Origin of the sequence: Kluyvera intermedia, from assembly GCF_034424175.1 — a bacterium.
Classification (GTDB): Bacteria; Pseudomonadota; Gammaproteobacteria; order Enterobacterales; family Enterobacteriaceae; genus Kluyvera; species Kluyvera intermedia.
In genome coordinates, this window is the sequence record NZ_CP139986.1 from 979,525 (window position 1) to 1,005,827 (window position 26,303).

At 55.7% G+C, this 26,303-nt stretch carries 19 protein-coding genes; 14 read left to right on the forward strand and 5 right to left on the reverse strand.

What is annotated here, in order from left to right:
- Nucleotides 1-332: 332 nt before the first annotated feature.
- Entirely contained in the window at nucleotides 333-2,492 is a 2,160-nt protein-coding gene (aas, locus tag U0026_RS04715) for a bifunctional acyl-ACP--phospholipid O-acyltransferase/long-chain-fatty-acid--ACP ligase (RefSeq protein WP_062773261.1), read from the forward strand.
- Nucleotides 2,485-3,678, forward strand: a complete 1,194-nt coding sequence (lplT, locus tag U0026_RS04720; protein WP_062773264.1) for a lysophospholipid transporter LplT — start codon at nucleotides 2,485-2,487, stop codon at nucleotides 3,676-3,678. Before aas ends, lplT begins: the two co-directional genes overlap by 8 nt.
- A 179-nt stretch (nucleotides 3,679-3,857) precedes the next feature.
- On the opposite strand, the gene U0026_RS04725 is transcribed toward lplT, so the two are convergent.
- The 5 genes from U0026_RS04725 to U0026_RS22740 form a co-directional block, all read right to left on the reverse strand.
- The gene (locus tag U0026_RS04725; RefSeq protein ID WP_062773267.1) at nucleotides 3,858-4,898 is read right to left on the reverse strand and encodes an NADP(H)-dependent aldo-keto reductase; all 1,041 of its coding nucleotides are present in this window, start codon (nucleotides 4,896-4,898) and stop codon (nucleotides 3,858-3,860) included.
- A gap of 127 nt (nucleotides 4,899-5,025) precedes the next feature.
- Nucleotides 5,026-5,244 carry a YgdI/YgdR family lipoprotein gene (locus tag U0026_RS04730; protein WP_062773270.1) on the reverse strand — a complete coding sequence of 73 codons (219 nt, stop codon included), beginning with the start codon at nucleotides 5,242-5,244 and terminating at the stop codon, nucleotides 5,026-5,028.
- Between the two features lie 127 nt (nucleotides 5,245-5,371).
- Nucleotides 5,372-6,085 carry a TerC family protein gene (locus U0026_RS04735; RefSeq protein ID WP_062773273.1) on the reverse strand — a complete coding sequence of 238 codons (714 nt, stop codon included), beginning with the start codon at nucleotides 6,083-6,085 and terminating at the stop codon, nucleotides 5,372-5,374.
- Nucleotides 6,086-6,267: 182 nt separating this feature from the next.
- Nucleotides 6,268-6,963: a DNA mismatch repair endonuclease MutH gene (mutH, locus tag U0026_RS04740; RefSeq protein WP_062773275.1), complete on the reverse strand. Its 696-nt coding sequence runs from the start codon at nucleotides 6,961-6,963 to the stop codon at nucleotides 6,268-6,270.
- Nucleotides 6,964-7,043: 80 nt separating this feature from the next.
- Complete coding sequence (locus tag U0026_RS22740; RefSeq protein WP_370922885.1) at nucleotides 7,044-7,193, reverse strand: hypothetical protein; 150 nt, start codon at nucleotides 7,191-7,193, stop codon at nucleotides 7,044-7,046.
- Nucleotides 7,194-7,647: 454 nt separating this feature from the next.
- Here U0026_RS22740 and rppH point away from each other — a divergent pair, with 454 nt between their 5' ends.
- The 12 genes from rppH (at nucleotide 7,648) to recD (ending at nucleotide 26,082) form a co-directional block, all read left to right on the forward strand.
- A complete protein-coding gene (rppH, locus tag U0026_RS04750; RefSeq protein WP_035893962.1) occupies nucleotides 7,648-8,178 on the forward strand; it encodes an RNA pyrophosphohydrolase in 531 nt (176 codons plus the stop codon).
- 12 nt (nucleotides 8,179-8,190) lie between these two features.
- Nucleotides 8,191-10,437 carry a phosphoenolpyruvate--protein phosphotransferase gene (gene ptsP, locus U0026_RS04755; protein WP_062773278.1) on the forward strand — a complete coding sequence of 749 codons (2,247 nt, stop codon included), beginning with the start codon at nucleotides 8,191-8,193 and terminating at the stop codon, nucleotides 10,435-10,437.
- 200 nt (nucleotides 10,438-10,637) lie between these two features.
- Nucleotides 10,638-11,510 carry a prolipoprotein diacylglyceryl transferase gene (gene lgt / locus U0026_RS04760; protein ID WP_062773281.1) on the forward strand — a complete coding sequence of 291 codons (873 nt, stop codon included), beginning with the start codon at nucleotides 10,638-10,640 and terminating at the stop codon, nucleotides 11,508-11,510.
- 6 nt (nucleotides 11,511-11,516) lie between these two features.
- On the forward strand, nucleotides 11,517-12,311 hold the full coding sequence (gene thyA, locus U0026_RS04765; protein WP_062773284.1) for a thymidylate synthase: 795 nt from the start codon (nucleotides 11,517-11,519) through the stop codon (nucleotides 12,309-12,311).
- Between the two features lie 225 nt (nucleotides 12,312-12,536).
- Nucleotides 12,537-12,995: a prepilin peptidase-dependent protein gene (locus U0026_RS04770; protein ID WP_062773287.1), complete on the forward strand. Its 459-nt coding sequence runs from the start codon at nucleotides 12,537-12,539 to the stop codon at nucleotides 12,993-12,995.
- Nucleotides 12,989-13,543, forward strand: a complete 555-nt coding sequence (locus U0026_RS04775; protein ID WP_062773290.1) for a prepilin peptidase-dependent protein — start codon at nucleotides 12,989-12,991, stop codon at nucleotides 13,541-13,543. The genes U0026_RS04770 and U0026_RS04775 overlap by 7 nt, the downstream gene beginning before the upstream one ends.
- Nucleotides 13,540-13,944 (forward strand): DUF2509 family protein, encoded by a 405-nt coding sequence (locus U0026_RS04780; protein WP_062773293.1) that lies wholly within the window; start codon nucleotides 13,540-13,542, stop codon nucleotides 13,942-13,944. The genes U0026_RS04775 and U0026_RS04780 overlap by 4 nt, the downstream gene beginning before the upstream one ends.
- Nucleotides 13,929-14,249 carry a prepilin-type N-terminal cleavage/methylation domain-containing protein gene (locus U0026_RS04785; RefSeq protein ID WP_062773296.1) on the forward strand — a complete coding sequence of 107 codons (321 nt, stop codon included), beginning with the start codon at nucleotides 13,929-13,931 and terminating at the stop codon, nucleotides 14,247-14,249. Before U0026_RS04780 ends, U0026_RS04785 begins: the two co-directional genes overlap by 16 nt.
- Before the next feature lie 12 nt (nucleotides 14,250-14,261).
- Nucleotides 14,262-17,633: an exodeoxyribonuclease V subunit gamma gene (gene recC, locus U0026_RS04790; protein ID WP_062773299.1), complete on the forward strand. Its 3,372-nt coding sequence runs from the start codon at nucleotides 14,262-14,264 to the stop codon at nucleotides 17,631-17,633.
- A gap of 186 nt (nucleotides 17,634-17,819) precedes the next feature.
- Entirely contained in the window at nucleotides 17,820-20,705 is a 2,886-nt protein-coding gene (gene ptrA / locus U0026_RS04795; protein ID WP_062773301.1) for a pitrilysin, read from the forward strand.
- Entirely contained in the window at nucleotides 20,702-24,247 is a 3,546-nt protein-coding gene (gene recB / locus U0026_RS04800) for an exodeoxyribonuclease V subunit beta (RefSeq protein ID WP_062773304.1), read from the forward strand. Before ptrA ends, recB begins: the two co-directional genes overlap by 4 nt.
- Entirely contained in the window at nucleotides 24,244-26,082 is a 1,839-nt protein-coding gene (gene recD / locus U0026_RS04805) for an exodeoxyribonuclease V subunit alpha (protein WP_062773307.1), read from the forward strand. Before recB ends, recD begins: the two co-directional genes overlap by 4 nt.
- Nucleotides 26,083-26,303 lie beyond the last annotated feature (221 nt).

Consider the following 26,303-nt stretch of genomic DNA (forward strand, 5'->3'; position numbering starts at 1 on the left):
GTGGGGAGATGCACAATATTGCTGTCTGCGTAGCGTGTTGTGGAAGAGTGACACCGTCATTTGCAACGGAACGGGAATATTCAAACGTTTACTTACACTTTGCGGGATGCTGTTGCGAATGTCTGCTGGAGGAAGCGTTATGCGAATTGCTAATCTGGTTATCCCAGAGGTATTGATTGGTGAATGTTTTAATGTGTGCTTTGCACACGCCATCACTTACACCGACCTGCGCAGATGCGCAGGTTTTTTTTGTCTTAACCCGGATGCCTGCTGCTTTTCCACTGTTTTCTCGTGTACCCTGCAATGACAAAACGATGGCCAATGGAGTTGGTATGCTTCTGGGATTCTTCCGACTGATTTTTAAGCTGTTATTCCGGGTCAGGCTGACGGGCAACACCGAGGCATTGAACGCGCCTAAAGTGCTCATTACGCCCAACCACGTCTCTTTTATTGACGGTGTTCTGCTGGCACTCTTCCTGCCCGTTCGTCCGGTCTTTGCTGTCTACAGCTCGATTACCGACAAATGGTTTATGCGCTGGCTAAAGCCGATTATTGACTTCGTGCCGCTCGACCCTACGAAGCCAATGTCAATCAAACATCTGGTGCGTCTGATTGAACAGGGACGACCGGTGGTCATTTTCCCGGAAGGGCGCATTTCAGTCTCCGGGTCGCTGATGAAAATCTACGACGGCGCGGCCTTTGTTGCGGCGAAGTCGGGCGCCACGATTATTCCACTGCGTATTGAAGGCGCTGAGTTAACCTTCTTCAGCCGCCTGAAAGGGCGGGTAAAACGCCGTCTGTTCCCGCGCATTGGGCTACACCTGCTACCGCCAACCTCGCTGCCAATGCCGGAAGCGCCGCGCGCCCGCGACCGCCGCAAAATTGCCGGTGAAATGCTGCACCAGATCATGATGGAAGCACGTATGGCCGTGCGTCCACGCGAAACGCTGTATGAGTCACTGCTGAGGGCAATGCATCGCTATGGCGAGAAAAAACCGTGCGTTGAGGATATTAACTTCCAGCCGGACAGCTACCGCAAGCTGCTGACCAAAACGCTGTTTGTGGCACGAATTCTGGATAAATACAGCCAGAAGGGTGAAAAGATCGGCTTGATGCTGCCCAATGCCAGTATCAGCGCCGCGGTGATTTTCGGCGCTATCGCCCGTGGTCGTATCCCGGCGATGATGAACTACACGGCCGGGGTAAAGGGGCTCACCAGTGCGATTACCGCTGCGCAAATTGGCACTATCTTTACCTCCAGAACCTTCCTTGATAAAGGTAAGCTCTGGCACCTGACGGAACAACTGACTCAGGTGCGCTGGGTCTTCCTCGAAGACTTAAAAGGGGATGTCACTCCCGTCGATAAACTGTGGATATTCTCCCGCGTGTTGATGCCGCATCTGGCGCAGGTGCCCCAGAAGCCGGAAGAACCGGCAATAATCCTGTTTACCTCCGGCTCAGAAGGCCACCCGAAAGGCGTCGTGCATAGCCATAAAAGCATTCTGGCTAACGTCGAGCAGATTAAAACTATCGCCGACTTTACCGCCAGCGACCGCTTTATGTCGGCACTGCCGCTATTCCACTCATTTGGGCTGACGGTTGGCCTGTTCACGCCGCTGTTGACCGGTGCGGAAGTCTTCCTCTATCCCAGCCCGCTGCACTATCGAGTGGTACCGGAACTGGTTTATGACCGCAACTGCACCGTGCTGTTTGGCACCTCAACGTTCTTAGGTCACTACGCGCGCTTTGCGAATCCCTATGATTTCTATCGTCTACGCTATGTTGTAGCGGGTGCGGAGAAGTTGCAGCAGAGCACGAAAGAGCTTTGGCAGGATAAGTTTGGCCTGCGTATTCTGGAAGGTTACGGCGTGACCGAATGTGCGCCGGTAGTCTCCATCAACGTCCCGATGGCGGCGAAACCCGGCACCGTTGGACGTATTTTGCCGGGTATGGATGCCCGGTTGCTGGAAATTCCGGGGATTGAGCAGGGCGGTCGTCTTCAGGTGAAGGGGCCAAACGTCATGTCAGGCTATCTGCGTGTGGAGAATCCGGGCGTGCTTGAAGCGCCGACGGCTGAAAATCAGCATGGCGAGCTGGAGACGGGCTGGTATGACACGGGTGATATTGTTGCCTTTGACGAACAGGGTTTCGTGAAAATTCAGGGCCGTGCTAAACGCTTTGCCAAAATTGCCGGTGAGATGATCTCACTTGAGATGGTCGAGTTGATGGCCCTTGGCGTCTCGCCGGAGAAAATGCACGGCACGGCGGTAAAAACAGATGCCAGCAAAGGCGAGGCGCTGGTGCTGTTTACCACCGATAATGAACTGACCCGCGATAAGCTGTTGCAGTATGCGCGGACGAACGGCGTACCGGAGCTGGCGGTTCCTCGTGATATCCGCTACTTAAAACAGATGCCGCTTTTGGGCAGCGGCAAACCGGATTTCGTCACCCTTAAAAGCATGGTTGCAGAAGCGGAAAATCCGAATGAGTGAGTCAGTACACACCAACCCATCCATCTGGTCAAAAGGCATGATGGCGGTGATTGCGGCCCAGTTCTTCTCGGCCTTTGGGGATAACGCACTCCTGTTCGCCACGCTGGCGCTGATGAAGCAACAGTTTTACCCGGACTGGAGTCAGCCGGTTCTGCAAATGGTGTTTGTGGGCGCTTACATTCTTTTTGCACCGTTTGTGGGGCAGGTTGCGGACAGCTTCGGCAAAGGCCGGGTGATGATGTTTGCCAATGCCCTGAAACTGGCGGGCGCGGCAACCATTTGTGCGGGGATTAACCCGTTTATTGGCTACACGCTGGTGGGAATTGGCGCTGCGGCATACTCTCCGGCGAAGTACGGTATTCTCGGGGAAATCACCACCGGTGATAAGTTGGTGAAAGCCAACGGATTAATGGAAGCGTCAACCATTGCGGCGATTCTGGTCGGCTCGGTGGCCGGTGGCGTGGTTGCCGATCTGAACGTCTTCGCAGCGCTAGGACTTTGTGCGGTCATGTACTGTGGTGCGGTGGTCGCGAACACCTTCATCCCGAAATTACCGGCAGCGCGCCCGGGGCAATCCTGGCGCTTTCGTCCTATGACTCAGAGCTTCTTTAACGCCTGTCGTGTGCTGTGGAGTAACGGGGAAACCCGCTTTTCGCTGCTGGGTACCAGCCTCTTTTGGGGCGCGGGCGTAACGCTACGTTTCCTGCTGGTACTGTGGGTGCCGGTTGCGCTTGGGGTGACCGATAATGCGACACCAACCTATCTTAATGCGATGGTCGCGGTAGGGATTGTTGTGGGAGCCGGGGCTGCGGCGAAGCTGGTGACGCTGGAGACGGTATCACGCTGTATGCCGGCCGGCGCGTTGATTGGTGTCGTGGTGGCGATTTTTGCGCTACAGCATCTGGCACTGCCTGCCTATGTGCTGCTGTTTATCATCGGTATCTGCGGCGGATTTTTTATCGTTCCGCTGAATGCGTTGTTGCAAGATCGTGGAAAGCAAACCGTTGGCTCAGGGAATGCGATTGCCGTGCAGAACCTTGGTGAAAACAGCATGATGCTAATTATGCTGGGGATTTACTCGCTGGCGGTGGCGGTGGGCATTCCGGTTGTCGGTGTCGGCGTGGGCTTCGGCGTGCTGTTTGCTCTGGCGATTGTGGTGTTGTGGCTGTGGGGAAAACGGCGCTGACTTTTGTGAAACGCCCGGCGGCGCTGCGCTTGGCCGGGCTACAATCTTGCTCAATCATGAACACCTGCAACACGTAGGCCTAAAAGCTGCGCGCCATCAGGCATATCAGCGCATATTGCCGGATGACGGCAACGCCCACTGGTAGCCCGGCCAAGCGCAGCGCCGCCGGGATCACCCTATTACGGTGCCGGGTAGGTATAAACCCGATGCACCGCTTCAATCTCCGCTAACACCTCTTCACTCAACTCCAGATGCAGACTCTCCACGTTGGTTTTGAGCTGCTCCATGGTTGTCGCGCCTAACAGAGTGCTGGCAACAAACGGTTGGCGACGCACAAACGCCAGCGCCATCTGCGCCGGGTCAAGATTGTGGCGCTTCGCGATATCGACATAAGCGGCCACGGCTTTTTCCGTCTGCTCGCCGCTATAGCGTGTAAAGCGGCTGAAAAGCGTATTACGCGCCCCCGCCGGTTTAGCCCCGTTTAAGTATTTACCGGTCAGGGTGCCGAACCCCAGGCACGAGTATGCCAGCAGCTCAATACCCTCGAACTGGCTCACTTCTGCCAGCGCCACTTCAAAGCTGCGGTTGACCAGACTGTACGGATTTTGAATGGTAACGATGCGCGGCAGATCGTGCTTATCAGCCAAATGCAGATAGCGCATTACGCCAAATGCCGTTTCATTGGAAACGCCGATATAGCGAATCTTCCCGGCTCGTTGATATTCAGCGAGCGCTTCCAGCGTTTCCAGCAGAGAAACGACCGGTGCCGAGTCTGCCCAGGTGTACCCAAGCTTGCCAAAACAGTTGGTTGGCCGCTGTGGCCAGTGAACCTGATACAGATCGAGATAGTCCGTTTGCAGGCGTTGCAGGCTGTTATGCAGCGCATCACGGATATTCTTACGGTCAAGCGCCTGATTGGGACGAATACCGCTGTCGTTATTGCGTGACGGGCCGCTAACCTTTGAGGCAATCACCAGCTTTTCGCGATTACCGCGTTTAGCCAGCCAGTTACCGACGTAGGTTTCCGTCAGTCCCTGTGTTTCCGGGCGAGGAGGGACCGGGTACATCTCCGCGACATCAATCAGGTTGATGCCCTGGCTTACGGCATAATCAAGCTGCTCGTGGGCGTCGGCTTCGCTATTTTGTTCACCAAACGTCATTGTGCCCAGCCCAAGGGTGCTTATCTCAAGCGAGCTGTGGGGGATACGGTGGTACTGCATAAGCCGGCTTCCTTTTATTAACAGCGTCAGGAAAGAGTCCTGACAAAGGAATATAAAAATGGCAGAGGGGAAGAAAAAGGGGAAGTAAAAAAATGAAAAAAGGCCAGCGAGCGGCTGACCTCTGTCACTAACGTCTAATAATCTGCGACACGTCGTCGCGATTGATCTGCATCTGATTGCCTTGCTGGTCTTCGTAGCTGATAAGACCGGTATCGTCATCAACTTCCGGTTTACCATCGGTCAGAATCATCCGGCCATCTTTCGTCGCCATGACGTAATCGCTGCTACAGCCGGAAACAGCAAAAACTAAACCCACTGCGGAAATCAACACTGCCCATTTTGTCATCGTTATCCCCTTCATCACCGCACTCTCTCTCTATAGTCTAGTAATAACTGACTCTGAGAAAAGCATAAAGCAGGAAAATCTTAAAAAAATCTGACATAGCCCTCAAAAAAGGGCTACGGGCAACAGATCACTGCGATGTTTTCTTATTTCTCAGCAGATTGAGACTCTCAACCGCAATCGAGAAGAACATCGCGAAGTAGATGTAACCTTTCGGAACATGGACGTCGAAGCTCTCAAGAATCAAGGTAAAGCCGATAAGGATCAGGAACGACAGTGCCAGCATTTTCACCGACGGGTGCCTGTCGACAAACTCACCGATAGTCCGCGCAGCAAACATCATCACGCCCACCGCAATAACAACCGCCGCCATCATAATAAACAGATGGTCGGAGAGGCCCACGGCGGTGATGACCGAATCGAGGCTGAAGATGATATCAAGCAGCATAATCTGCACGATGGCACCAAAGAATGAATGCACGTTGGTCTTAATGCTTTCTTCATCGCCTTCAAACGACTCGTGAATTTCCTTACTGGATTTCCAGATAAGGAATAATCCGCCAAGCAGTAAAATCAAATCGCGAATCGAAATGGCCTGATCGAAGACGGTAAACAGGGGGTAAGTTAACCGCACAACCCAAGCGATAGAGGCCAGGAGCGCCAGTCGCATGATCATGGCGCCCATTAACCCGATGCGGCGAGCGTGAGCGCGCTGAGCGGTCGGGAGCTTTGCAACAACCAGAGAGAGGAAAATAATATTATCGATCCCAAGGACTATCTCTAACAGCGTCAGAGTACCAAGCGCAAGCCAGGCATTGGGGTCAGTGATCCATGCAAATAACATCAGATAAGTCCTGCCAAAAAAACGAAGTGTTAATTGATATACGTTGAATTTGCCGCGCCGGGATGCGGACAAGCCAATCCCCTGAAACGACTCCCTGTTGAGACGGGGAAGGCAAAGGAATGTCTGCTTCTTACGGCGGATAGCGGGGGGATTATAATCCCGCAGCGCAGCATGACAAAAAATTAATGCGCTGACGGCATAAAGTGGCGCGCCAGCAGGGCAGAGGTGAAGTTCTTTTTCAGATAGAAACCGCGCGGCAGCGTCATAATACGCTCGCCCCGTGCGCCGATAGCCTCGGTGAGCGCTTTACTATTCGCGGCCTTAGGGCGTAACTGTAACACCTCGCCATGACGGGCGGTGATCCGCTCAACCTGACCCAGCACAATCAGATCCATCAACTCCTCCCAGTCCATCTGTAGCTGATGCTCCTCTTCGGCGCTTGGCGTCCACAGCAGCGGTGAGCCGACGCGCCTTTCGGCAAGGGGGATTGCCCGTTCACCTTCCACCGGGATCCAGAGCACTCGCTTGAGCTTATGGCGCACGTGGCTGTTCTCCCAAGTGACGCCGGAATTGCCGGTCAGCGGTGCCACGCAAACGAAGGTAGTTTCAAGCGGCTTACCCTGTGAATCGATAGGGATGGTTTTTAGCTCAACCCCCAGCGTGGCGAAATCCTGTTCCGGTTTGCTCCCGGCGCTGGCACCAAGCCAGATCTCCAGCAGGATGCCAATCCATCCTTTATCACGCTTTAAATCTTGAGGTGCCTTAATACCCGCCATAGCCGCAAGCTCTCCCAGTGAATAACCCGCTAGCCGTTGCGCCTGGGCGAGAAGTTCCGCCTGAGTTTTCGGTGAGGTTGGGAGTGGAGCAAGGGTGGACATAGTAATACGCCTTTTGATTAAAAAATGAACGACAAATTGACCGGGTGTGGATAGAGTTTAACTTTTTCTGAGTAAATATATCAAATCGATGATAAATATAACTTTTTTTGAAATAAATCTCGGCAAAAAAAGTGGGAAAAAAAGGTTTCACAAAACTGGTCACTGACAATGAACAGGATCTTACACCATGTTATCCACAGAAAAATGGGATAACTGGGGAAAAGCCCCACTACTGTTTCAATTTACAGCCTTGACGTGCGACGAAAATCGAATTTTTGCACAAAACATGCCTAAGATGTTGGCACAATCTGTGGATAAAACCGACGTTGTTCGATCTTTCATCAATTAAAGGATCCCCTATGTGATGATCATCACGTTATGTGCTCATGCATCAGGATTAACCGTAATAACATAATGAAAAATAGCGATTTACTGAAAGTGCCTCGCGTGCGATTATTCGGAGTACTCTGGGTTTTCCCTGGGTAAACCCCTACTTCTTCACAACTCTATCCACAGAAAAAGTGAATAAAATCGTTCGCAACCTGTCATCGCTGTTTATAACTATGATGATTACTGTGAGTTATTCAAATGTTATCCGGGATAGGGGCGTGCAATAGAGTGGTTTACCGTTTACAGCGAGTGTGAAACAATCATTCACATTGAAGCTTATTTTGAGGTAGTCCGGTGATTGATGACGATGGCTACCGCCCAAATGTTGGTATTGTAATTTGCAATCGTCAGGGCCAGGTCATGTGGGCCCGGCGCTATGGTCAGCACTCCTGGCAATTCCCGCAAGGGGGTATTAACCCCGGTGAGACAGCAGAACAGGCGATGTATCGGGAACTGTTCGAAGAAGTAGGATTAAGCCGTAAGGATGTACGGATCCTCGCTTCGACCCGAAACTGGTTGCGTTACAAGTTGCCAAAACGTTTGGTGCGTTGGGACACAAAGCCGGTTTGTATCGGCCAGAAACAGAAGTGGTTTCTTTTGCAGTTGATCGGCAATGACGCGGACATCAATATGCAAACCAGCAGCACGCCGGAATTCGATGGCTGGCGCTGGGTGAGTTACTGGTATCCGGTGCGCCAGGTAGTTTCGTTTAAACGTGACGTCTACCGCCGGGTAATGAAAGAGTTCGCCAGTGTCGTGATGGCGCTTGCTGAAAGCGCGCCAAAACCGCAAAGCGCGCCTGCGTATCGACGTAAAAGAGGTTAAGCCACGCACATTATGCTCACGCGCTTACGCGAAATTGTTGAGAAGGTCGCGAGTGCGCCTCGTCTGAACGAGGCGCTGGATATTCTGGTCACTGATGTCTGCCAGGCCATGGAGACAGAAGTGTGTTCAGTCTATCTTGCCGATAACGATCGACGCTGCTTCTACCTGATGGCGACCCGTGGCCTCAAAAAGCCTCGCGGTCGTACCATCACGCTCGCCTTTGATGAAGGCATCGTCGGCCTGGTTGGCCGACTGGCTGAACCCATCAACCTGGCCGACGCGCAAAAACACCCCAGCTATAAATATATCCCTTCCGTAAAAGAAGAGCGTTTCCGCGCCTTCCTGGGCGTACCCATTATTCAGCGCCGCCAGTTGCTGGGCGTGCTGGTGGTACAGCAGCGTGAACTACGCCAATTCGACGAAAGCGAAGAGTCCTTCCTGGTCACGCTGGCAACCCAGATGGCGGCGATCCTCTCGTTGTCTCAGCTTACTGCCTTATTTGGCCAGTATCGTCAGACGCGCATTCGTGCGCTGCCTGCCTCGCCGGGCGTGGCGATAGCGGAAGGCTGGATGGATGCCACCCTGCCGCTCATGGAGCAGGTATATGAAGCCTCCTCGCTGGATACTGCGCTTGAGCGTGAGCGTTTGACCGGTGCACTGGAAGAAGCCGCTAACGAATTCCGTCGCTACAGCAAACGATTTGCCGCCGGGGCGCAAAAAGAGACCGCTGCAATTTTCGATCTCTATTCCCACTTGCTGTCCGATGCCAGCCTGCGCCGCGAACTGTTTGCCGAAGTCGACAAAGGCGCGGTAGCGGAATGGGCGGTGAAAAAAATTGTCGAGAAGTTTGCCGAACAGTTTGCCGCACTAAGTGACGGCTATCTGAAGGAGCGTGCAGGCGACCTGCGCACGCTGGGGCAACGCCTGTTGTTCCATCTCGACGACACCACGACCGGGGCTAATGCCTGGCCTGAACGCTTTATTCTGGTGGCGGATGAACTCTCCGCAGCCACGCTCGCCGAACTGCCACAGGATCGCTTAGCCGGTGTGGTGGTGCGCGATGGCGCGGCCAACTCCCACGCGGCCATTATGGTACGCGCCCTAGGGATCCCAACGGTGATGGGCGCCGATATCCAGCCCGCAATCCTCCATGGGCGTCAGCTGGTGGTCGATGGTTATCGCGGTGAGCTACTGGTCGACCCTGAACAGATACTGGTGAAGGAATACCAGCGCCTTATCAGTGAAGAAAACGAACTCAGCCGCCTGGCGGAAGGGGACGTTGAGCGCCCGGCCGAGCTGAAAAGCGGCGAGCGCGTCAAAGTAATGCTCAACGCGGGCTTAAGCCCCGAGCACGAGCAGAAACTGGGACGGCGCATTGATGGCATCGGCCTGTACCGTACTGAAATTCCCTTTATGCTCCAAAGCGGCTTCCCTTCGGAAGAGGAGCAGGTCGCGCAGTATCAGGGCATGTTGCAGATGTTCAACGATAAACCCGTGACGCTGCGTACCCTTGATGTTGGGGCGGATAAACAGCTGCCGTATATGCCGATAAGCGAAGAGAACCCGTGTCTGGGCTGGCGTGGTATCCGGATTACGCTCGATCAGCCGGAGATCTTCCTGGTTCAGGTGCGCGCCATGCTGCGTGCCAATGCGGCAACCGGCAATCTGAGCATTTTGCTGCCGATGATCACGAACCTGGAAGAGGTGGATGAGGCGCGTCGTCTTATCGATCGTGCGGGACGCGAAGTGGAAGAGATGATCGGCTATGCGATCCCGAAACCGCGATTAGGCGTCATGCTGGAAGTTCCATCGATGATCTTTATGCTGCCGAATCTGGCAAGCCGCGTCGATTTTATCTCGGTTGGCACCAATGACCTGACGCAATATGTTCTGGCGGTTGACCGTAACAATACACGGGTCGCCAGTATGTATGACAGTCTGCACCCTGGCATGATCCGTGTGCTGTCGATGATTGTGCAGGAAGCGGAGCGCTATGGTCTCGATCTGCGCCTGTGCGGCGAAATGGCGGGAGATCCAATGTGCGTCACCATCCTGATTGGCTTAGGTTTCCGCCATCTGTCGATGAACGGTCGCTCGGTGCCGCGTGTTAAATATCTGCTACGTCATATCGACCTTCAGGACGCGCAAACTCTGGCGCAACGTAGCCTTGAGGCTCAGATGGCGACCGAAGTCCGTCATCAGGTTGCCGCCTTTATGGAGCGTCGTGGTCTGGGCGGCCTGATTCGCGGCGGCCTGTAATCTATATGGTAGCCCGGACGAGGCGTTTACGCCGACTCCGGGGAAGCTCCGGCCCTTATACATATCTTTTACATCTTCCCCGCATCACCTCTCGTCGTCCTTGTGCTATCATTCGCCACTTTGGAGCGTCTGCAGCCTACGACGCGCATCTCTACCGCTGTCCACTTTTTCGGCGGAATAACAAGCACTTGTGGTGACAGATGAATAGTGGTTATCTGCGTTTCCCGGACTTTGATCCGGTAATTTTTTCCATCGGACCGGTTTCCCTGCATTGGTACGGCATGATGTACCTTGTCGGCTTTATCTTCGCAATGTGGCTGGCAACGCGCCGCGCCAATCGCCCTAACAGCGGCTGGACTAAGAACGAAGTTGAAAACCTGCTGTACGCGGGCTTCCTCGGGGTATTCCTCGGTGGGCGTATCGGCTACGTCATGTTCTACAACTTTGACTTGTTCCTGCAAGACCCACTCTATCTGTTCCGCGTCTGGGATGGTGGAATGTCGTTCCATGGCGGCCTGATTGGTGTGATCGTGGTGATGATTATCTTCGCCCGACGCACTAAGCGTACCTTCTTCCAGGTCTCTGACTTCATTGCGCCGCTGATTCCGTTCGGCCTCGGTTGTGGACGTCTGGGTAACTTTATCAACGGTGAACTCTGGGGCCGTGTCGACCCAAGCTTCAAGTACACCATGCTGTTCCCGGGCTCCCGAGCGGAAGATATCGCGCTGCTGCCATCCCATCCAGAATGGCAAACCCTGTTTGATACCTACGGTTCGCTGCCACGCCACGCCTCCCAGCTGTATGAGATGGCGCTGGAAGGGATTGTGCTGTTCCTGATCCTGAACTTCTTTATCCGCAAACCGCGTCCGGCGGGCTCGGTCTCCGGTCTGTTCCTGATTTGCTACGGTCTATTCCGCATCATCTGTGAATTCTTCCGCCAGCCGGATCAGCAGTTCACCGGCGAATGGGTACAGTACATCAGCATGGGTCAGATCCTTTCGATTCCGATGGTGCTTGTGGGTATCATGATGATGGTCTGGGCGTTTCGCCGTCCGCAGAAACAGATTTCCTGAGGAAGCATGAAACAGTATCTTGAACTGATGCAAAAGGTGCTCGATGAGGGCACCCCGAAAAATGATCGCACCGGTACCGGCACGGTCTCCCTGTTTGGCCACCAGATGCGCTTTAACCTGAAAGACGGTTTCCCGCTGGTGACCACCAAGCGCTGCCACCTGCGCTCCATTATCCACGAACTGCTGTGGTTCCTGCAGGGCGATACCAACGTTGCCTATCTGCATGAAAACAACGTCAGCATCTGGGACGAATGGGCTGATGAGAACGGCAATTTAGGCCCGGTCTACGGCAAACAGTGGCGCGCATGGCCGACGCCTGACGGTCGTCACATTGACCAGATAACCACCGTTGTGAACCAGCTGAAAAATGACCCGGACTCGCGCCGCATCATCGTTTCGGCGTGGAACGTCGGCGAGCTGGACAAAATGGCGCTGGCTCCGTGTCATGCGTTCTTCCAGTTCTACGTGGCGGACGGCAAACTCTCTTGCCAGCTCTATCAGCGTTCCTGCGACGTGTTCCTTGGCCTGCCGTTCAACATCGCCAGCTACGCGTTGCTGGTGCATATGATGGCGCAGCAGTGTGATCTTGAAGTGGGTGATTTTGTCTGGACCGGCGGGGATACCCATCTGTACAGCAACCACATGGAACAGACCGCGCTGCAATTGACCCGCGAACCGCGCGCGTTGCCGAAACTGGTTATCAAACGTAAACCCGAATCCATTTTCGACTATCGCTTCGACGACTTCGAAATTGAAGGTTACGACCCGCACCCAGGGATTAAAGCGCCTGTGGCGATTTAACCTGGCGGAAAACGAAAAACCGGCGCTCTCACAAGCACCGGTTTTTTTATGCGTCTGGTAGCCTAGCGTCGCAACGCGACGCCGGGAACCCATAGCCCCGTTTTGCGTGAAGCATTCCAATTCTCCTCCATCATTGCTGCAACCCGCATGATTTTCTCCGTAGCCTCACGTAAAACCAAAATCACCCCCTCGCGGTACGATTTTCCCCCCGGCATACTCGCCAATATGAACAGACAACGCGGCTACACCCTCATTGAAACCTTAATCGTTATCTCGCTGGTGCTTATCCTCAGCGCCTCCGGCCTATATGGTTGGCAAAGCTGGCAGCAATCGCAGCGCCTGTGGCAAACCGCCAGCGCGGTACGTGACTACCTGCTCTATCTGAGAAACGATGCGAACTGGCACAACATCGACCGCAGGCTGCGGGTTAACCGGACGGCGCAGTACTGGTGCCTGGTTGCTGATGATACGGTTCTGACAGACTGTCCATCGGGGAACCCCGCGGTTTTTAGGCCGCTATGGGCGCAGGTCAGTCTCAGCAAAATGACGCCTAATCTGACCTTCTTCGGCGTGCGGAACACTGCCTGGGCGGGAAGCATTGTGCTTTCAAACGCGGCGGATAGCTGGAGCATCGTGATATCCAGTTGGGGGCGTGTGCGCCTGTGTGAGGCGGCAACATGCTAATGCGGGGTTTTTCGCTGCTTGAGACGCTGATTGCGATGGCTATCAGCAGCATCCTTCTGCTGGGGGCTTCCCGTTTCTTGCCCTCATTGCAGTTCGGTATCATGCAGCAGATGCGCCAGCAGACGCTGGAAGATGACCTCTGGCAGCAGCTGTTTACGGTGGCGAAGCATCTACAGCGCGCAGGCTATTGTGCGGGCGATAGTTGTCACGGAGAGCCCCTGTATCTTACTCCCAAGGGGGATTGCCTTATTGTTCGCTGGGATGGCAATAGTAACGGTCAATGGGAGACATCACCCGCTGATGAAGCTGACAGTATCGGTTTTCGGCTGAAATCCGGCGCGCTGGAAACACACCGTGGAGCGACGACCTGCGAGGGGAAGGGCTGGGACAAAATGAGTGAACCGGCGGCGATGACGGTTACCGGTTTTCAGGTGCTGCAAACTGCGCACAGCGGCTTCCCGCCGGAATTTACCATTGTACTGTCGGCGTCCACTGGCCGCGGTGAAACGGCAAATGCGCAGTACGGCGTGACGGGGTATAACCTGTGAATCGTCAACGTGGCGTCTCTTCTCTGGCGATGGTGCTGATGCTTTTACTCCTGGGCAGCCTGATGTTGCAGGGACTCAATCAGGCTCAACGTCAGCAACTGGCGATGGTCAATGATGAAGCCCGCGCGCTGCGCAAAATGGCGAGCGTACATTCGGCTTTGCAATGGGGAAAAGTGCAGACGTGGACGGTCGCGGTAGGGCAGCAATGTTTGCCTTACGATAATACCAGTCGCGTCTGTCTGCGGCTTTTTACCAATGGCACGCTGCTGCTGATAGCACAAAACGAGGCGCTACGGCTCTGGCAGTTAGGCAAGTGGACGGCGGGAGGAGTGCACTTTTCTCCGCACGGCTGGAGCGATTTTTGCCCCTTAGCGGAGGCCACGCTATGTCAGGCAAATTAACACCGCGCGGCTTTAGTCTGCCGGAAGTGATACTGGCTATGTTCCTGATGATAAGCGTCGTAACTGCGCTCGGAGGCTACTATCGTGTGCTGGCGACCAGCAGTCTTCAACTGAACCAGTATCGCCAGATGTGGCGCTATGGCTGGGGACAAACGCAATTGCAGGCGAACGCGTTGCCAGAAAGCTGGCTCAGCCAGCGGCTAAAGACATCATCACAATCTTGTGTCAGCATCAATGCTACTATTACCACCCCTTTGGGCAAGCAGGGGCGCATGATGCGTCTGCATTGCCCGGTCAGTCAGTAGTCAGGAGCGAATATGTTACGGGTCTACCACTCCAACCGTCTGGATGTGCTGGAAGCATTGATGGAGTTTATCGTTGAGCAGGACCGGTTGGCTGACCCGTTCGAGCCTGAAATGATCCTTGTCCAAAGTACCGGGATGGCACAGTGGCTCCAGATGACGCTCTCTACGCGTTTTGGTATTGCGGCCAATATTGACTTCCCGCTGCCCGCGAGCTTTATCTGGGATATGTTCACCCGCGTGCTGCCGGAAATCCCCGGTGAAAGTGCCTTCAATAAGCAGAGTATGAGCTGGAAGCTGATGACCCTGCTGCCGGGCATGCTGGATAACGAAGCCTTCACGCCACTACGCCACTATCTGACTGACGACGCCGATAAACGCAAGCTGTTCCAGTTGGCCTCCCGCGTGGCCGACCTCTATGACCAATACCTGGTCTACCGCCCGCAGTGGCTAACACAGTGGGAGGCCGGTGAATTGGTCGATGGCGTGGGCGATGCGCAGCAGTGGCAAGCGCCGCTGTGGAAAGCGCTGGTGGAGCATACCGCCGCGCTCGGCCAGCCGTTGTGGCACCGTGCTAACCTGTATCAACGCTTTATCGACACCCTGGAAAAGAGTAGTGAACCGCCTGCCGGGTTGCCGTCGCGGGTGTTTATTTGCGGTATCTCCGCGCTGCCGCCGGTCTATCTACAAGCACTACAGGCGCTGGGCAAGCATGTGGATATCTACGTGCTGTTCACCAACCCTTGTCGCTACTATTGGGGTGATATCAAAGACCCGGCATTTCTGGCGCGCTTGCTGGCACGACAGCGCCGCCACTACCGTGAACAGCGAGAGCTACCGCTGTTCCAGGACACCACCAGTGCGCCGGGGTTATTTAACGACGATGGCGAGCAGGACGTTGGCAACCCGATGCTAGCCTCCTGGGGCAAGCTGGGGCGCGACTACATTTATCTGCTGGCTGGATTAGAGCGCTATCAGGAACTGGATGCATTTGTCGATATTGAGCCCGACAACCTGCTGCACAATGTGCAGTACGACGTACTGGAACTGAAAAACGGTGCCGTCGCCGGGCGCACCGCCGAAGAGTTTGCCAGCAGTGTAGATAAGCGCCCGCTAGCATCAGACGACCGCAGCCTGACCGTTCACGTCTGCCACAGCCCGCAGCGTGAGGTGGAAATATTACACGACCAGCTGCTGGCAATGTTAGAAGCGGATCCAACGCTGACGCCACGCGATATTATCGTCATGGTGGCGGATATCGACAGCTACAGCCCGTTTATCCAGGCCGTATTCGGCAGTGCTACCGGCGAACGCTATCTACCGTACGCCATATCCGACCGTCGGGCACGCCAGGCGCACCCGGCAATGCAGGCATTCATCACGCTACTGTCGCTCCCGGACAGTCGTTTTACTAGCGAAGATGTGCTGGCGCTGCTTGATGTTCCGGTGCTGGCGGCACGCTTCAACGTTGATGAAGCTGGGTTACTGCACCTGCGTCAGTGGGTTAATGAATCCGGCGTACGCTGGGGTATGGACGACGATAATGTCCGCGAACTGGATCTTCCGGCGACCGGACAGCACACCTGGCGCTTTGGTCTCACACGTATGCTGCTGGGTTATGCCATGGAGAGCCGCGAAGGTGAATGGCAGGATGTCCTGCCGTATGACGAGTCCAGCGGTCTGATTGCCGAGCTGGTCGGGCATCTGGCTTCACTGCTGATGCAGCTTAACCGCTGGCGACAAGTGCTGACGCAGTCGCGCACGCTGGATGAATGGTTGCCGGTATGCCGCGATATGCTCAACGACTTCTTCCTGCCAGATCAGGATACCGAAGCGGCATTGACGCTCATCGAGCAGCAGTGGCAGGCGATTATCGCCCAAGGCGTGCAGTCGCAGTACGAGGGCGAAGTGCCATTATCGCTGCTGCGTGACGAACTGGCGCAGCGTCTTGACCAGGAACGTATTAGCCAACGCTTCCTGGCCGGGCCAATCAATATCTGTACCCTGATGCCGATGCGTTCTATCCCATTCAAAGTGGTCTGCTTGCTGGGAATGAACGACGGTATCTATCCGCGCGCGCTGGCTCCGCTGGGCTTTGACCTGATGAGCCAGAAGCCGCTGCGCGGTGACCGTAGTCGTCGTGATGATGACCGCTACCTGTTCCTTGAGGCGATGATGTCGGCGGAAAAAGCGCTCTATATCAGCTATATCGGCCGCTCAATTCAGGACAACAGCGAACGCTATCCGTCAGTACTGGTGCAGGAGCTACTTGACTATATAGGCCAAAGCCATTGCCTTGAAGGCGACGAAGGGCTCAACTGCGACGAGAGCGAACGGCGGGTGAAGAACCACATCATGCACCAGCATACCCGCATGCCGTTTGACGCTGAAAACTACCAGGCCAATGAACAGCAAAGCTATGCCCGTGAGTGGTTGGCAGCAGCAAGCCAGCAGGGCGAAGCACACGCCGATTTTATCCAGCCTCTGGCCCCGCTTGAGTTCACCACGCTGACATTAGAACAGCTCCAGCGCTTCTGGCGTCACCCGGTGCGCGCCTTCTTCCAGATGCGGCTACAGGTTAACTTCCGCAGCGAAGAGAGCGATATTCCCGACACTGAGCCGTTCACGCTTGAGGGCCTCACCCGCTATCAGCTAAACCAACAGTTGCTCAATACGCTGATCGAACAGCAGGAACCCGAGCCGATGTACCGCCGCTATCGTGCTGCGGGTGAACTGCCGTATGGCCCATTTGGTGAAATTGCCTGGGAAGCACAGCGCCTGGAGATGGCCGCGCTGGCTGACCGAGTGATTGAATGCCGTCGCGCGGGGCAGAACATGGAAATCGACCTTGATTGCGCGGGCGTTAACATCACCGGCTGGTTACCGCAGGTTCAGGATAATGGACTGTTGCGCTGGCGTCCCTCTCTGCTGAGCGTTTCGCAAGGAATGCAACTTTGGCTGGAACACCTTGTCTACTGTGCTAGCGGTGGCAATGGCGAAAGCCGACTGCTGCTGAGAAAAGAGGGTGAGTGGTGCTTCCCAGCCCTTTGTGTTGATGAAGCAAAAGCTTACTTGGAGCAGTTGGTTGAAGGTTATCGTCAGGGCATGTGTCAGCCGCTACTGTTTTTACCCGAGAGCGGCGGGGCGTGGATAAAAGCCTGTTACGATGCCCAAAATGATGCCATCTTAAGAGACGACGATTCGCTGCAAAAAGCGCGCAGTAAATTTTTGCAGGCGTACGAAGGTAATATGGTGGTCAGGGGTGAAGGGGCCGATGTCTGGTACCAGCGCCTGTGGCGCACTCTGGAGCCTGCGCAGTATGAGGCGATTATCGAACAGACAACGCCCTATCTGCTCCCCGTGTTCCGTTTTAACCAGTCGATATGATTGTATAAAAATTGCGCAGCTTGTGATGTTCAATTATTATGCGCAACGCGTCACGGACTGATGAGAGGTAGCCCGGACAAGGCAGTTTGCCGATGTTCGGGGGATCCCCGGAGAGGTGCGCTCGCCGGGTTATCCGCATGAGCATTAAGATTTGTCAGTCGTATTTGTTAATGATGAGGTCCGTGAATGCCCCGCAGTTTCTTGTTGAGTATTGTTGTTTTCGTCACCGCCTTCTGGGCGACCGTCGGTCAGGCTGACACCGGATGGCAACCGATTCAGGAAACCATCCGCAAAAGCGAAAAAGACCCCCGCCAATATCAAGCAATTACGCTGGATAACAATATGGTTGTCCTGCTGGTCTCCGATCCGCAGGCGGTGAAGTCGCTGTCCGCGCTGGTGGTGCCGGTCGGTTCGCTGCAAGACCCGGACTCTCATCCAGGCCTTGCGCACTACCTCGAACATATGACGCTGATGGGCTCAAAGCATTATCCGCAGCCTGACAACCTTGCTGAATTCCTGAAAATGCACGGTGGCAGCCACAATGCCAGTACCGCGCCGTACCGTACCGCTTTCTATCTGGAAGTGGAAAACGACGCGCTGCAAGGGGCCGTTGACCGCCTTGCTGATGCCATTGCCGCACCGCTGCTGGATAAAAAATATGTCGACCGCGAACGTAATGCGGTCAACGCTGAGCTAACCATGGCGCGTAGCCGTGACGGGATGCGTATGGCGCAGGTTAGCGCCGAAACCATTAACCCGGCGCACCCGGGTGCACGTTTCTCCGGTGGTAACTTCGAAACGCTCAGCGATAAACCGAACAGCCCGGTATACGACGCGCTGCGGGCGTTTCGTGACAAGTACTACTCCGCTAATCTGATGAAGGCGGTCATTTACAGCAATAAACCGCTGCCGGAGCTGGCAAAAATTGCCGCCGAGACCTACGGCCGCGTACCGAATAAATCTATCGAACGCCCGGAAATCAGCGTTCCTGTGGTGACCGATGCGCAAAAAGGCATTGTGATTCACTACGTGCCCGCACTGCCGCGTAAAGTACTGCGCGTGGAGTTCCGCATTGATAACAACTCTGCCCAGTTCCGCAGTAAAACCGACGAACTGATCACCTATATGATCGGCAACCGTACCCCAGGCACCTTATCCGACTGGCTGCAAAAGCAGGGGCTGGTAGAAGGTATTCGCGCTGACTCAGACCCGGTCGTTAACGGCAACAGCGGCGTACTGGCGATTTCTGCTACCTTAACCGACAAAGGCCTCGCCCACCGCGACGACGTGGTGGCGGCTATCTTCAGCTACCTCGATTTAATGCGTCAAAAGGGCATCGACAAAAAAGATTTCGATGAGCTGGCCCACGTGCTGGATCTCGACTTCCGCTACCCGTCGATCAACCGCAATATGGACTACGTCGAATGGCTGGCAGACACCATGATCCGCGTGCCGGTTCAGCACACTCTCGATGCGGTTAATATTGCCGATCAATATGATGCGCAGGCGGTAAAAGATCGCCTGGCCATGATGACGCCGCAGAACGCGCGCATCTGGTATATCAGCCCGCAAGAGCCGCACAATAAAATGGCCTACTTTGTTGATGCGCCTTATCAGGTTGATAAAATCAGCGCCGATACCTTCGCCAAATGGCAGAAGGCGGCAAGCGGCATTAATCTGAGTCTGCCGCAGCTTAATCCGTATATTCCAGATGATTTCACGCTGATTAAAAGCGACAAAAGCTATACGCATCCGAAGCTGGTGATTGATGAGCCGAACCTGCGTCTGGTCTACATGCCGAGCCGCTATTTCAGCCGTGAACCGAAAGCTGATATCACCATGATCCTGCGTAATCCGCAGGCAATGGACAGCGCCAAAAGCCAGGTGATGTTTGCCTTAAACGACTATCTGGCGGGCATTGCGCTTGACCAGTTAAGCAACCAGGCCGCCGTCGGTGGGATAGGCTTCTCGACCGGCGCCAACAACGGTCTGATGCTCAACGCCAACGGCTACACCCAGCGTCTGCCGCAGCTTTTCGATGCGCTGTTACAAGGCTATTTCAGCTACACGCCGACTGAAGAACAGTTGGAGCAGGCGAAATCCTGGTACAAGCAAATGATGGACTCTGCCGAGAAAGGCAAAGCCTACGAACAGGCGATTATGCCGGTGCAGATGCTGTCTCAGGTCCCGTACTTCCAGCGTGAAGAGCGTAAAGCCTTGCTGCCAGCCATTACCTTAAAAGAGGTGATGGACTACCGTGACCAGCTAAAAGCCGGTGGCCGTCCTGAATTTATGGTGATTGGTAACCTCTCCGTCGAGCAATCGACAAAGCTTGCGCGTAACGTCCAGTCACAGCTTGGTTCACACGGTAACGAATGGTGCCGTAACAAAGATGTTGTTGTTGATAAACAGCAAAACGTTATCTTTGAAAAAGCGGGTGGCAGCACCGATTCCGCGCTGGCGGCGGTATTTGTTCCGCCAAACGTCGATGAGTTCTCAAGTTCGGCGGCAAGCGCCATATTGGCACAAATCGTCCAGCCGTGGTTCTACAGCCAATTGCGTACCGAAGAGCAATTGGGCTACGCGGTGTTTGCCTTCTCGATGAACGTGGGCCGCCAGTGGGGTATGGGATTCTTGCTGCAAAGCAACGAAAAACAACCGGCTTTCCTGTGGGAGCGCTTTAAGGCCTTCTTCCCGACGGCTGAGCAAAAGCTGCGGGCAATGAAACCAGAAGAGTTCGCGCAGATCCAGCAGGCCGTCATTGCCGACATGCTGCAAGCACCGCAAACGTTGGGTGATGAAGCCTCGCAGCTGAGCAAAGATTTCGATCGCGGTAATATGGCCTTCGATTCACGTGCTAAAGTAGTGGCCCAGATTAAGCTGTTAACGCCGCAGAAACTGGCCGACTTCTTCCACCAGACGGTGGTGGCACCGCAAGGTATGACGGTACTGTCGCAGGTCTCCGGTAGCCAGAATGGCAAAGTTGACTATGCGCACCCTGAAGGCTGGAAGGTGTGGCAGAGCATTACCGCGTTGCAGCAAACCTTACCTTTGAGACGAGAAAACGAATGACCGAAACCGCTGAATCCCTTGATCCTCTGCGCTTGCCCCTCTTTGGTGAGCGCCTGATTGAAGCCTCAGCGGGCACCGGAAAAACCTTCACCATTGCCGCACTCTACCTGCGGCTCTTGCTGGGGCTGGGCGGCGAGGCCGCTTATCCCCGGCCGGTGAACGTCGAAGAGCTGCTGGTGGTGACCTTTACCGAAGCGGCAACCGAAGAGTTGCGCGGACGTATTCGCAGCAACATTCATGAACTGCGCGTCGCCTGCCTGCGTAACGCCACTGACAATCCTCTCTACGCCAGCCTGCTGGCTGAAATCGACGACCTCCAGCAGGCGGCGAGCGTTCTGCTATTGGCTGAGCGCCAGATGGACGATGCCGCCGTCTTTACCATTCACGGTTTCTGCCAGCGTATGCTTAGCCTTAACGCTTTTGAGTCGGGTATGCTGTTTGAACAGCAGCTGATTGAAGACGAATCCCAACTGCGTTACCAGGCCTGCGCCGACTTCTGGCGACGTCATTGCTACCCGCTAGATCGCGAGATTGCACAGGTGATCGTCGAGTCCTGGAAAGGGCCGCAGGATCTGCTGAAGTCGATCGACCGCTATCTGCAAGGTGAAGCCCCACAGCTAAAAATGCCGATAAGCAATACGGAAACGCTGGAGTCACGCCATCAGCAGATCCTCACGCAAATTAGCGAGATCAAACAACGCTGGTTGACGCACGTTGCTGAGCTGGATGCGCTGCTGGAAAATTCCGCTATCGATCGTCGCAAGTTTAACCGGGGCAACCAAGGAAAATGGATCGACAAGATCACTGCATGGGCACAAGAAGAGAGCAAAAACTATCAGCTTCCCGATGCGCTGGAAAAGTTCAGCCAGTCGTTCCTTGCCTCGCGCACCAAAGCGGGCGGTGAAGTCCCCACGCACCCCCTCTTTAGCGCAATCGAACATCTGCTGGCCTCGCCGCTGACCTTAAACGATCTGGTGATCGCCCAGGCGATGACCGAGATCCGTGAAGCTGTAGCCCAGGAGAAACGTCGTCGCGGTGAATTGGGCTTTGACGATATGCTCAGCCGTCTTGATGAAGCGTTGCATGGTGACAGCGGTGATGCGCTGGCCGCCGCTATTCGTCAGCGTTTTCCGGTGGCGATGATCGATGAATTCCAGGATACCGACCCGCAGCAATATCGTATTTTCCGCCGTATCTGGCGGCAGCAGCCGGAGACCGCGTTGCTGCTAATTGGTGACCCTAAACAGGCGATTTATGCCTTCCGCGGCGCCGATATCTTTACCTATATGCGCGCACGTGGCGATGTGGCCGCGCATTACACCCTCGACACCAACTGGCGTTCTGCGCCGGGGATGGTTGAGAGCGTCAACCGCCTGTTCGGGCTGGTTGATAATCCCTTTATGTTCCGCGACATTCCGTTCCTGCCGGTTAAATCAGCGAGCAAAAATGCCTCGTTGCGCTTTGAGGTTGACGGCGAAAACCAACCGGCGATGAACCTGTGGCTGATGCCTGGAGAAGGCATCAGCGCAGGCGATTACCAGAACTTTATGGCGGGGCAGTGCGCGGCACAAATTCGCGACTGGCTGACCGGCGGTCAGCGTGGTACGGCGTTACTGTGGCGTGGCGACAAGGCCCAGCCGGTACAGGCTTCCGATATCACCGTGCTGGTGCGTAACCGCCAGGAGGCGTCGCTGATTCGTGACGCACTGAACGCGCTGGCGATTCCCTCGGTCTATCTCTCTAACCGCGATAGCGTGTTTGAAACCCCGGAAGCACAGGAGTTACTGTGGGTACTGCAAGCGGTGTTGACGCCGGAGCGCGAAAACGCCCTACGCAGCGCGCTGGCAACGGCGATGTTTGGCCTTAACGCCCGGGATATTGAGCAACTAAACCAGGATGAAAATGCCTGGGATGCGCTGGTGGAAGAGTTCACGGAATACCGCAATACCTGGCTGCGTCGCGGCGTGATGCCGATGCTCCGCGCGCTAATGAGCGCCCGATCGATTGCCGAAAACCTGCTGGCGACTCACGGCGGAGAAAGACGTTTAACCGACATCCTGCACCTGAGCGAACTGCTGCAAGAGGCCGCCACCCAGCTTGAAAGTGAACACGCGCTGGTGCGCTGGCTCAATCAGCAGGTTGCCGAGCCGGATACCAATGCCTCCAGCCAGCAGATGCGTCTGGAGAGCGATAAACACCTGGTGCAGATTGTCACCATTCACAAATCAAAAGGGCTGGAATATCCGCTGGTCTGGCTACCGTTTATCGCCCGTTTCCGTAAGCAGAATCAGGCGTTCTACCACGACCGCAACTCCTTTGCGGCGGTACTCGATCTTAACGAAAGCGACGAAAGCCTTGAGCTGGCCGAAGCTGAGCGACTGGCAGAAGACCTGCGTCTGCTGTACGTCGCGTTAACCCGCGCCGTCTGGCACTGTAGCTTAGGCATTGCGCCACTCACCGCGCGACGCAGCGACAAACCAACCGATACTGAATTACACCACAGTGCGCCGGGGCGGTTGCTGCAAAAAGGCGAGGTGCTGGATGCCGCGGGCCTTGAAGCTTGCCTACGCGCGTTGTGCGACGAACATATTGCGCTCACGCTCGCCACGCCGCCGGATGATACCCGCTGGCAGCCAACGCAGGCCGCCATGCCAGAACTGGCGGCGCGACAGGTATTGCGACGCGTACTCGATGACTGGCGAGTCACCAGTTATTCCGGCTTGCAGCAGCGCGGGCACAGCGTGGCACAGGACCTGCTGCCGCGTCTGGATATCGACGCGGTCGGCACGGGCGAAACGCTGCCTGAACTGGAACTGACGCCGCACAACTTCCCGCGCGGCGCATCACCAGGGACGTTCCTGCATAGCCTGTTTGAAGACCTCGACTTCACGCAGCCCATTTCACCTGAATGGATGCAAGAACAGTTGCAAAACAATGGCTTTGGCGAACACTGGGAGCCAGTGCTGACTGCCTGGATATCGCAGGTACTGGAAGCACCGCTGGCGGATACCGGTATTGCCCTAAACCAACTGAGTGCGCGGGAAAAACAGGTCGAGATGGAGTTTTATCTGCCGATTGAAACGACGCTGGACGCCCGTGCGTTGGACGCGCTCACCCGCCGCTACGACCCGCTCTCCGCAGGCTGCCCGGAACTCGATTTCCGTCAGGTGCGCGGTATGCTCAAAGGTTTTATTGACCTCGTGTTCCGCCACGACGGGCGATACTACCTGCTGGACTACAAATCCAACCATTTAGGGGATAGCGGCGAAGCCTATACCCAGCAGGCGATGGCGCAAGCGATGCAGTCGCACCGCTATGACCTGCAATATCAGCTTTATAGCCTGGCGCTGCACCGCTATTTGCGTCATCGCCTTGCCGATTATGACTACGAGCGTCACTTTGGCGGCGTGATTTACCTGTTCCTGCGCGGCGTCGACGGCGACGCGGGGCAGCAGGGGATATTTACGACTCGGCCCGATCGCGAACTGATTACGGCAATGGACGCGCTGTTTGCTGGCGTTGAACAGGAGATGGATGCATGACGCTGGAACAACGCTTATTAGAAGCTGTAGAACTCAAGCTGCTGCGCCCGCTGGACGTGCAGTTTGCGCTGATGGTGGCGCAGGATGAACATCCGGCGGTGATGCTGGCGGCAGTGATGCTCAGTCGTGATACCGGCGAAGGGCACGTCTGTTTGCCGCTCTCCCATCTAACGCCCGCGATGCAGCCAAAGGGGCGCGCACGGGAACTGTGGCAGCAGCTCTTTGCCGACGCGGGCGAACCTGAAGACTGGTCAGCATTGTTACTTGCCTCGCAAGCGGTGAGTGTGGGTGAGCGTCCATCGCCGCTGATTTTGAGCCGTGAGCGTCTTTATTTGAACCGCATGTGGCGCAACGAACTCACCGTGGCACGCTTCTTTAGCGACACCCAGGCGCCGTTTGCCGTTGACGAGCCACAGCTTGCCGCCACGCTGAACGCGCTGTTTCCGCTCAGTGACACGGTAGACTGGCAGAAGGTCGCAGCCGCCGTGGCGCTGACGCGGCGTATTTCGGTGATTTCCGGCGGCCCCGGCACCGGGAAAACCACCACCGTCGCCAAACTGCTGGCGGCGCTGGTCCAGATGTCCGGCACACAAAAGTGCCGTATTCGTTTAGCCGCACCGACCGGGAAGGCCGCCGCGCGATTAACCGAATCGCTAGGTGCTGCGCTGCGTAAGCTCAACCTGAGTGACGAACAAAAAGCGATGCTGCCGAGCGATGCCAGCACGCTGCACCGCCTGTTGGGCGCACAGCCCGGCAGCCAGAAAATGCGCTATCACGCCGATAATCCGCTGCACCTTGACGTGCTGGTGGTCGATGAAGCCTCAATGATTGACCTGCCGATGATGGCACGGTTGATTGATGCGCTGCCGCCGCATGGGCGGGTGATTTTCCTCGGCGACCGCGATCAATTAGCCTCCGTTGAGGCCGGTGCCGTGCTCGGTGATATTTGTAGCTGGGTTAACCACGGCTATACCGCGGAACGCGCGCTTGAGCTTAGTCGCCTCGTCGGTGCTGACGTGCCTGCCGGTGAAGGACATGCGGCAAGCGCGCTGCGCGACAGCCTGTGCCTGCTGCGCACCAGCTACCGTTTTGGCAGCGACTCGGGCATCGGGCAACTGGCCGGTGCAGTGAACCGGGGTGATAAAAAAACGGTGAGTGAGGTCTTCACGCGTGGGTTTAGCGATATTGAACTCAAGGCGCTACGTACCACGGACGATTACGCCGCGATGCTTGACGATGCGCGCGCGGGCTACGGTCATTATCTCCAGTCGTTGCGTGACCGAGCCGACCCCGCGCTTGTGCTGGCGGCGTTTGGCGAATATCAAATCCTCTGCGCGCTGCGGGAAGGGCCGTGGGGAGTTAGTGGGTTGAATACGCAGTTTGAACTGCTGCTGACGCGCCATCGGCAGATTGTCCCTCAGCGCCATTCTCGCTGGTATGAAGGGCGTCCGGTGATGATCACTCGTAATGACAGCGCGCTGGGGCTGTTTAACGGCGATATTGGCATTGCGCTAGACCGAGGGCAGGGGACGCGTGTCTGGTTCCCGATGCCGGATGGCACGATTAAATCGGTGCAGCCAAGCCGCTTGCCTGAGCACGACACCGCCTGGGCGATGACGGTGCATAAATCGCAGGGTTCAGAATTCACCAATGCAGCGCTGGTGCTGCCGACGCAGATTGTGCCAGTGGTGAGCCGTGAGCTGGTGTACACGGCGATTACCCGTGCGAAAGCGCGATTGTCGATGTATGCCGATGAGAATCTGCTAGTGCAGGCGATTGCCACGCGTACCGAGCGGCGTAGTGGGCTGGCGGCGATTTTTGCGGAGATGACGTAACCCGGAGCCGGAATGCCCCTCACCCTAACCCTCTCCCCAGAGGGGCGAGGGAACCGTGCGGAGCCGGAATACCCCTCACCCTAACCCTCTCCCCAAAGGGGCTAGGGAACCGTGCGAAGCCTGGGTGTTAAATTGGATGTCGGATGTAAACACGGGTACAGTGCGCTCCCTCTCCCTTTCAGGGAGAGGGCTGGGGTGAGGGTCATGCTCCAAGCCCGGGG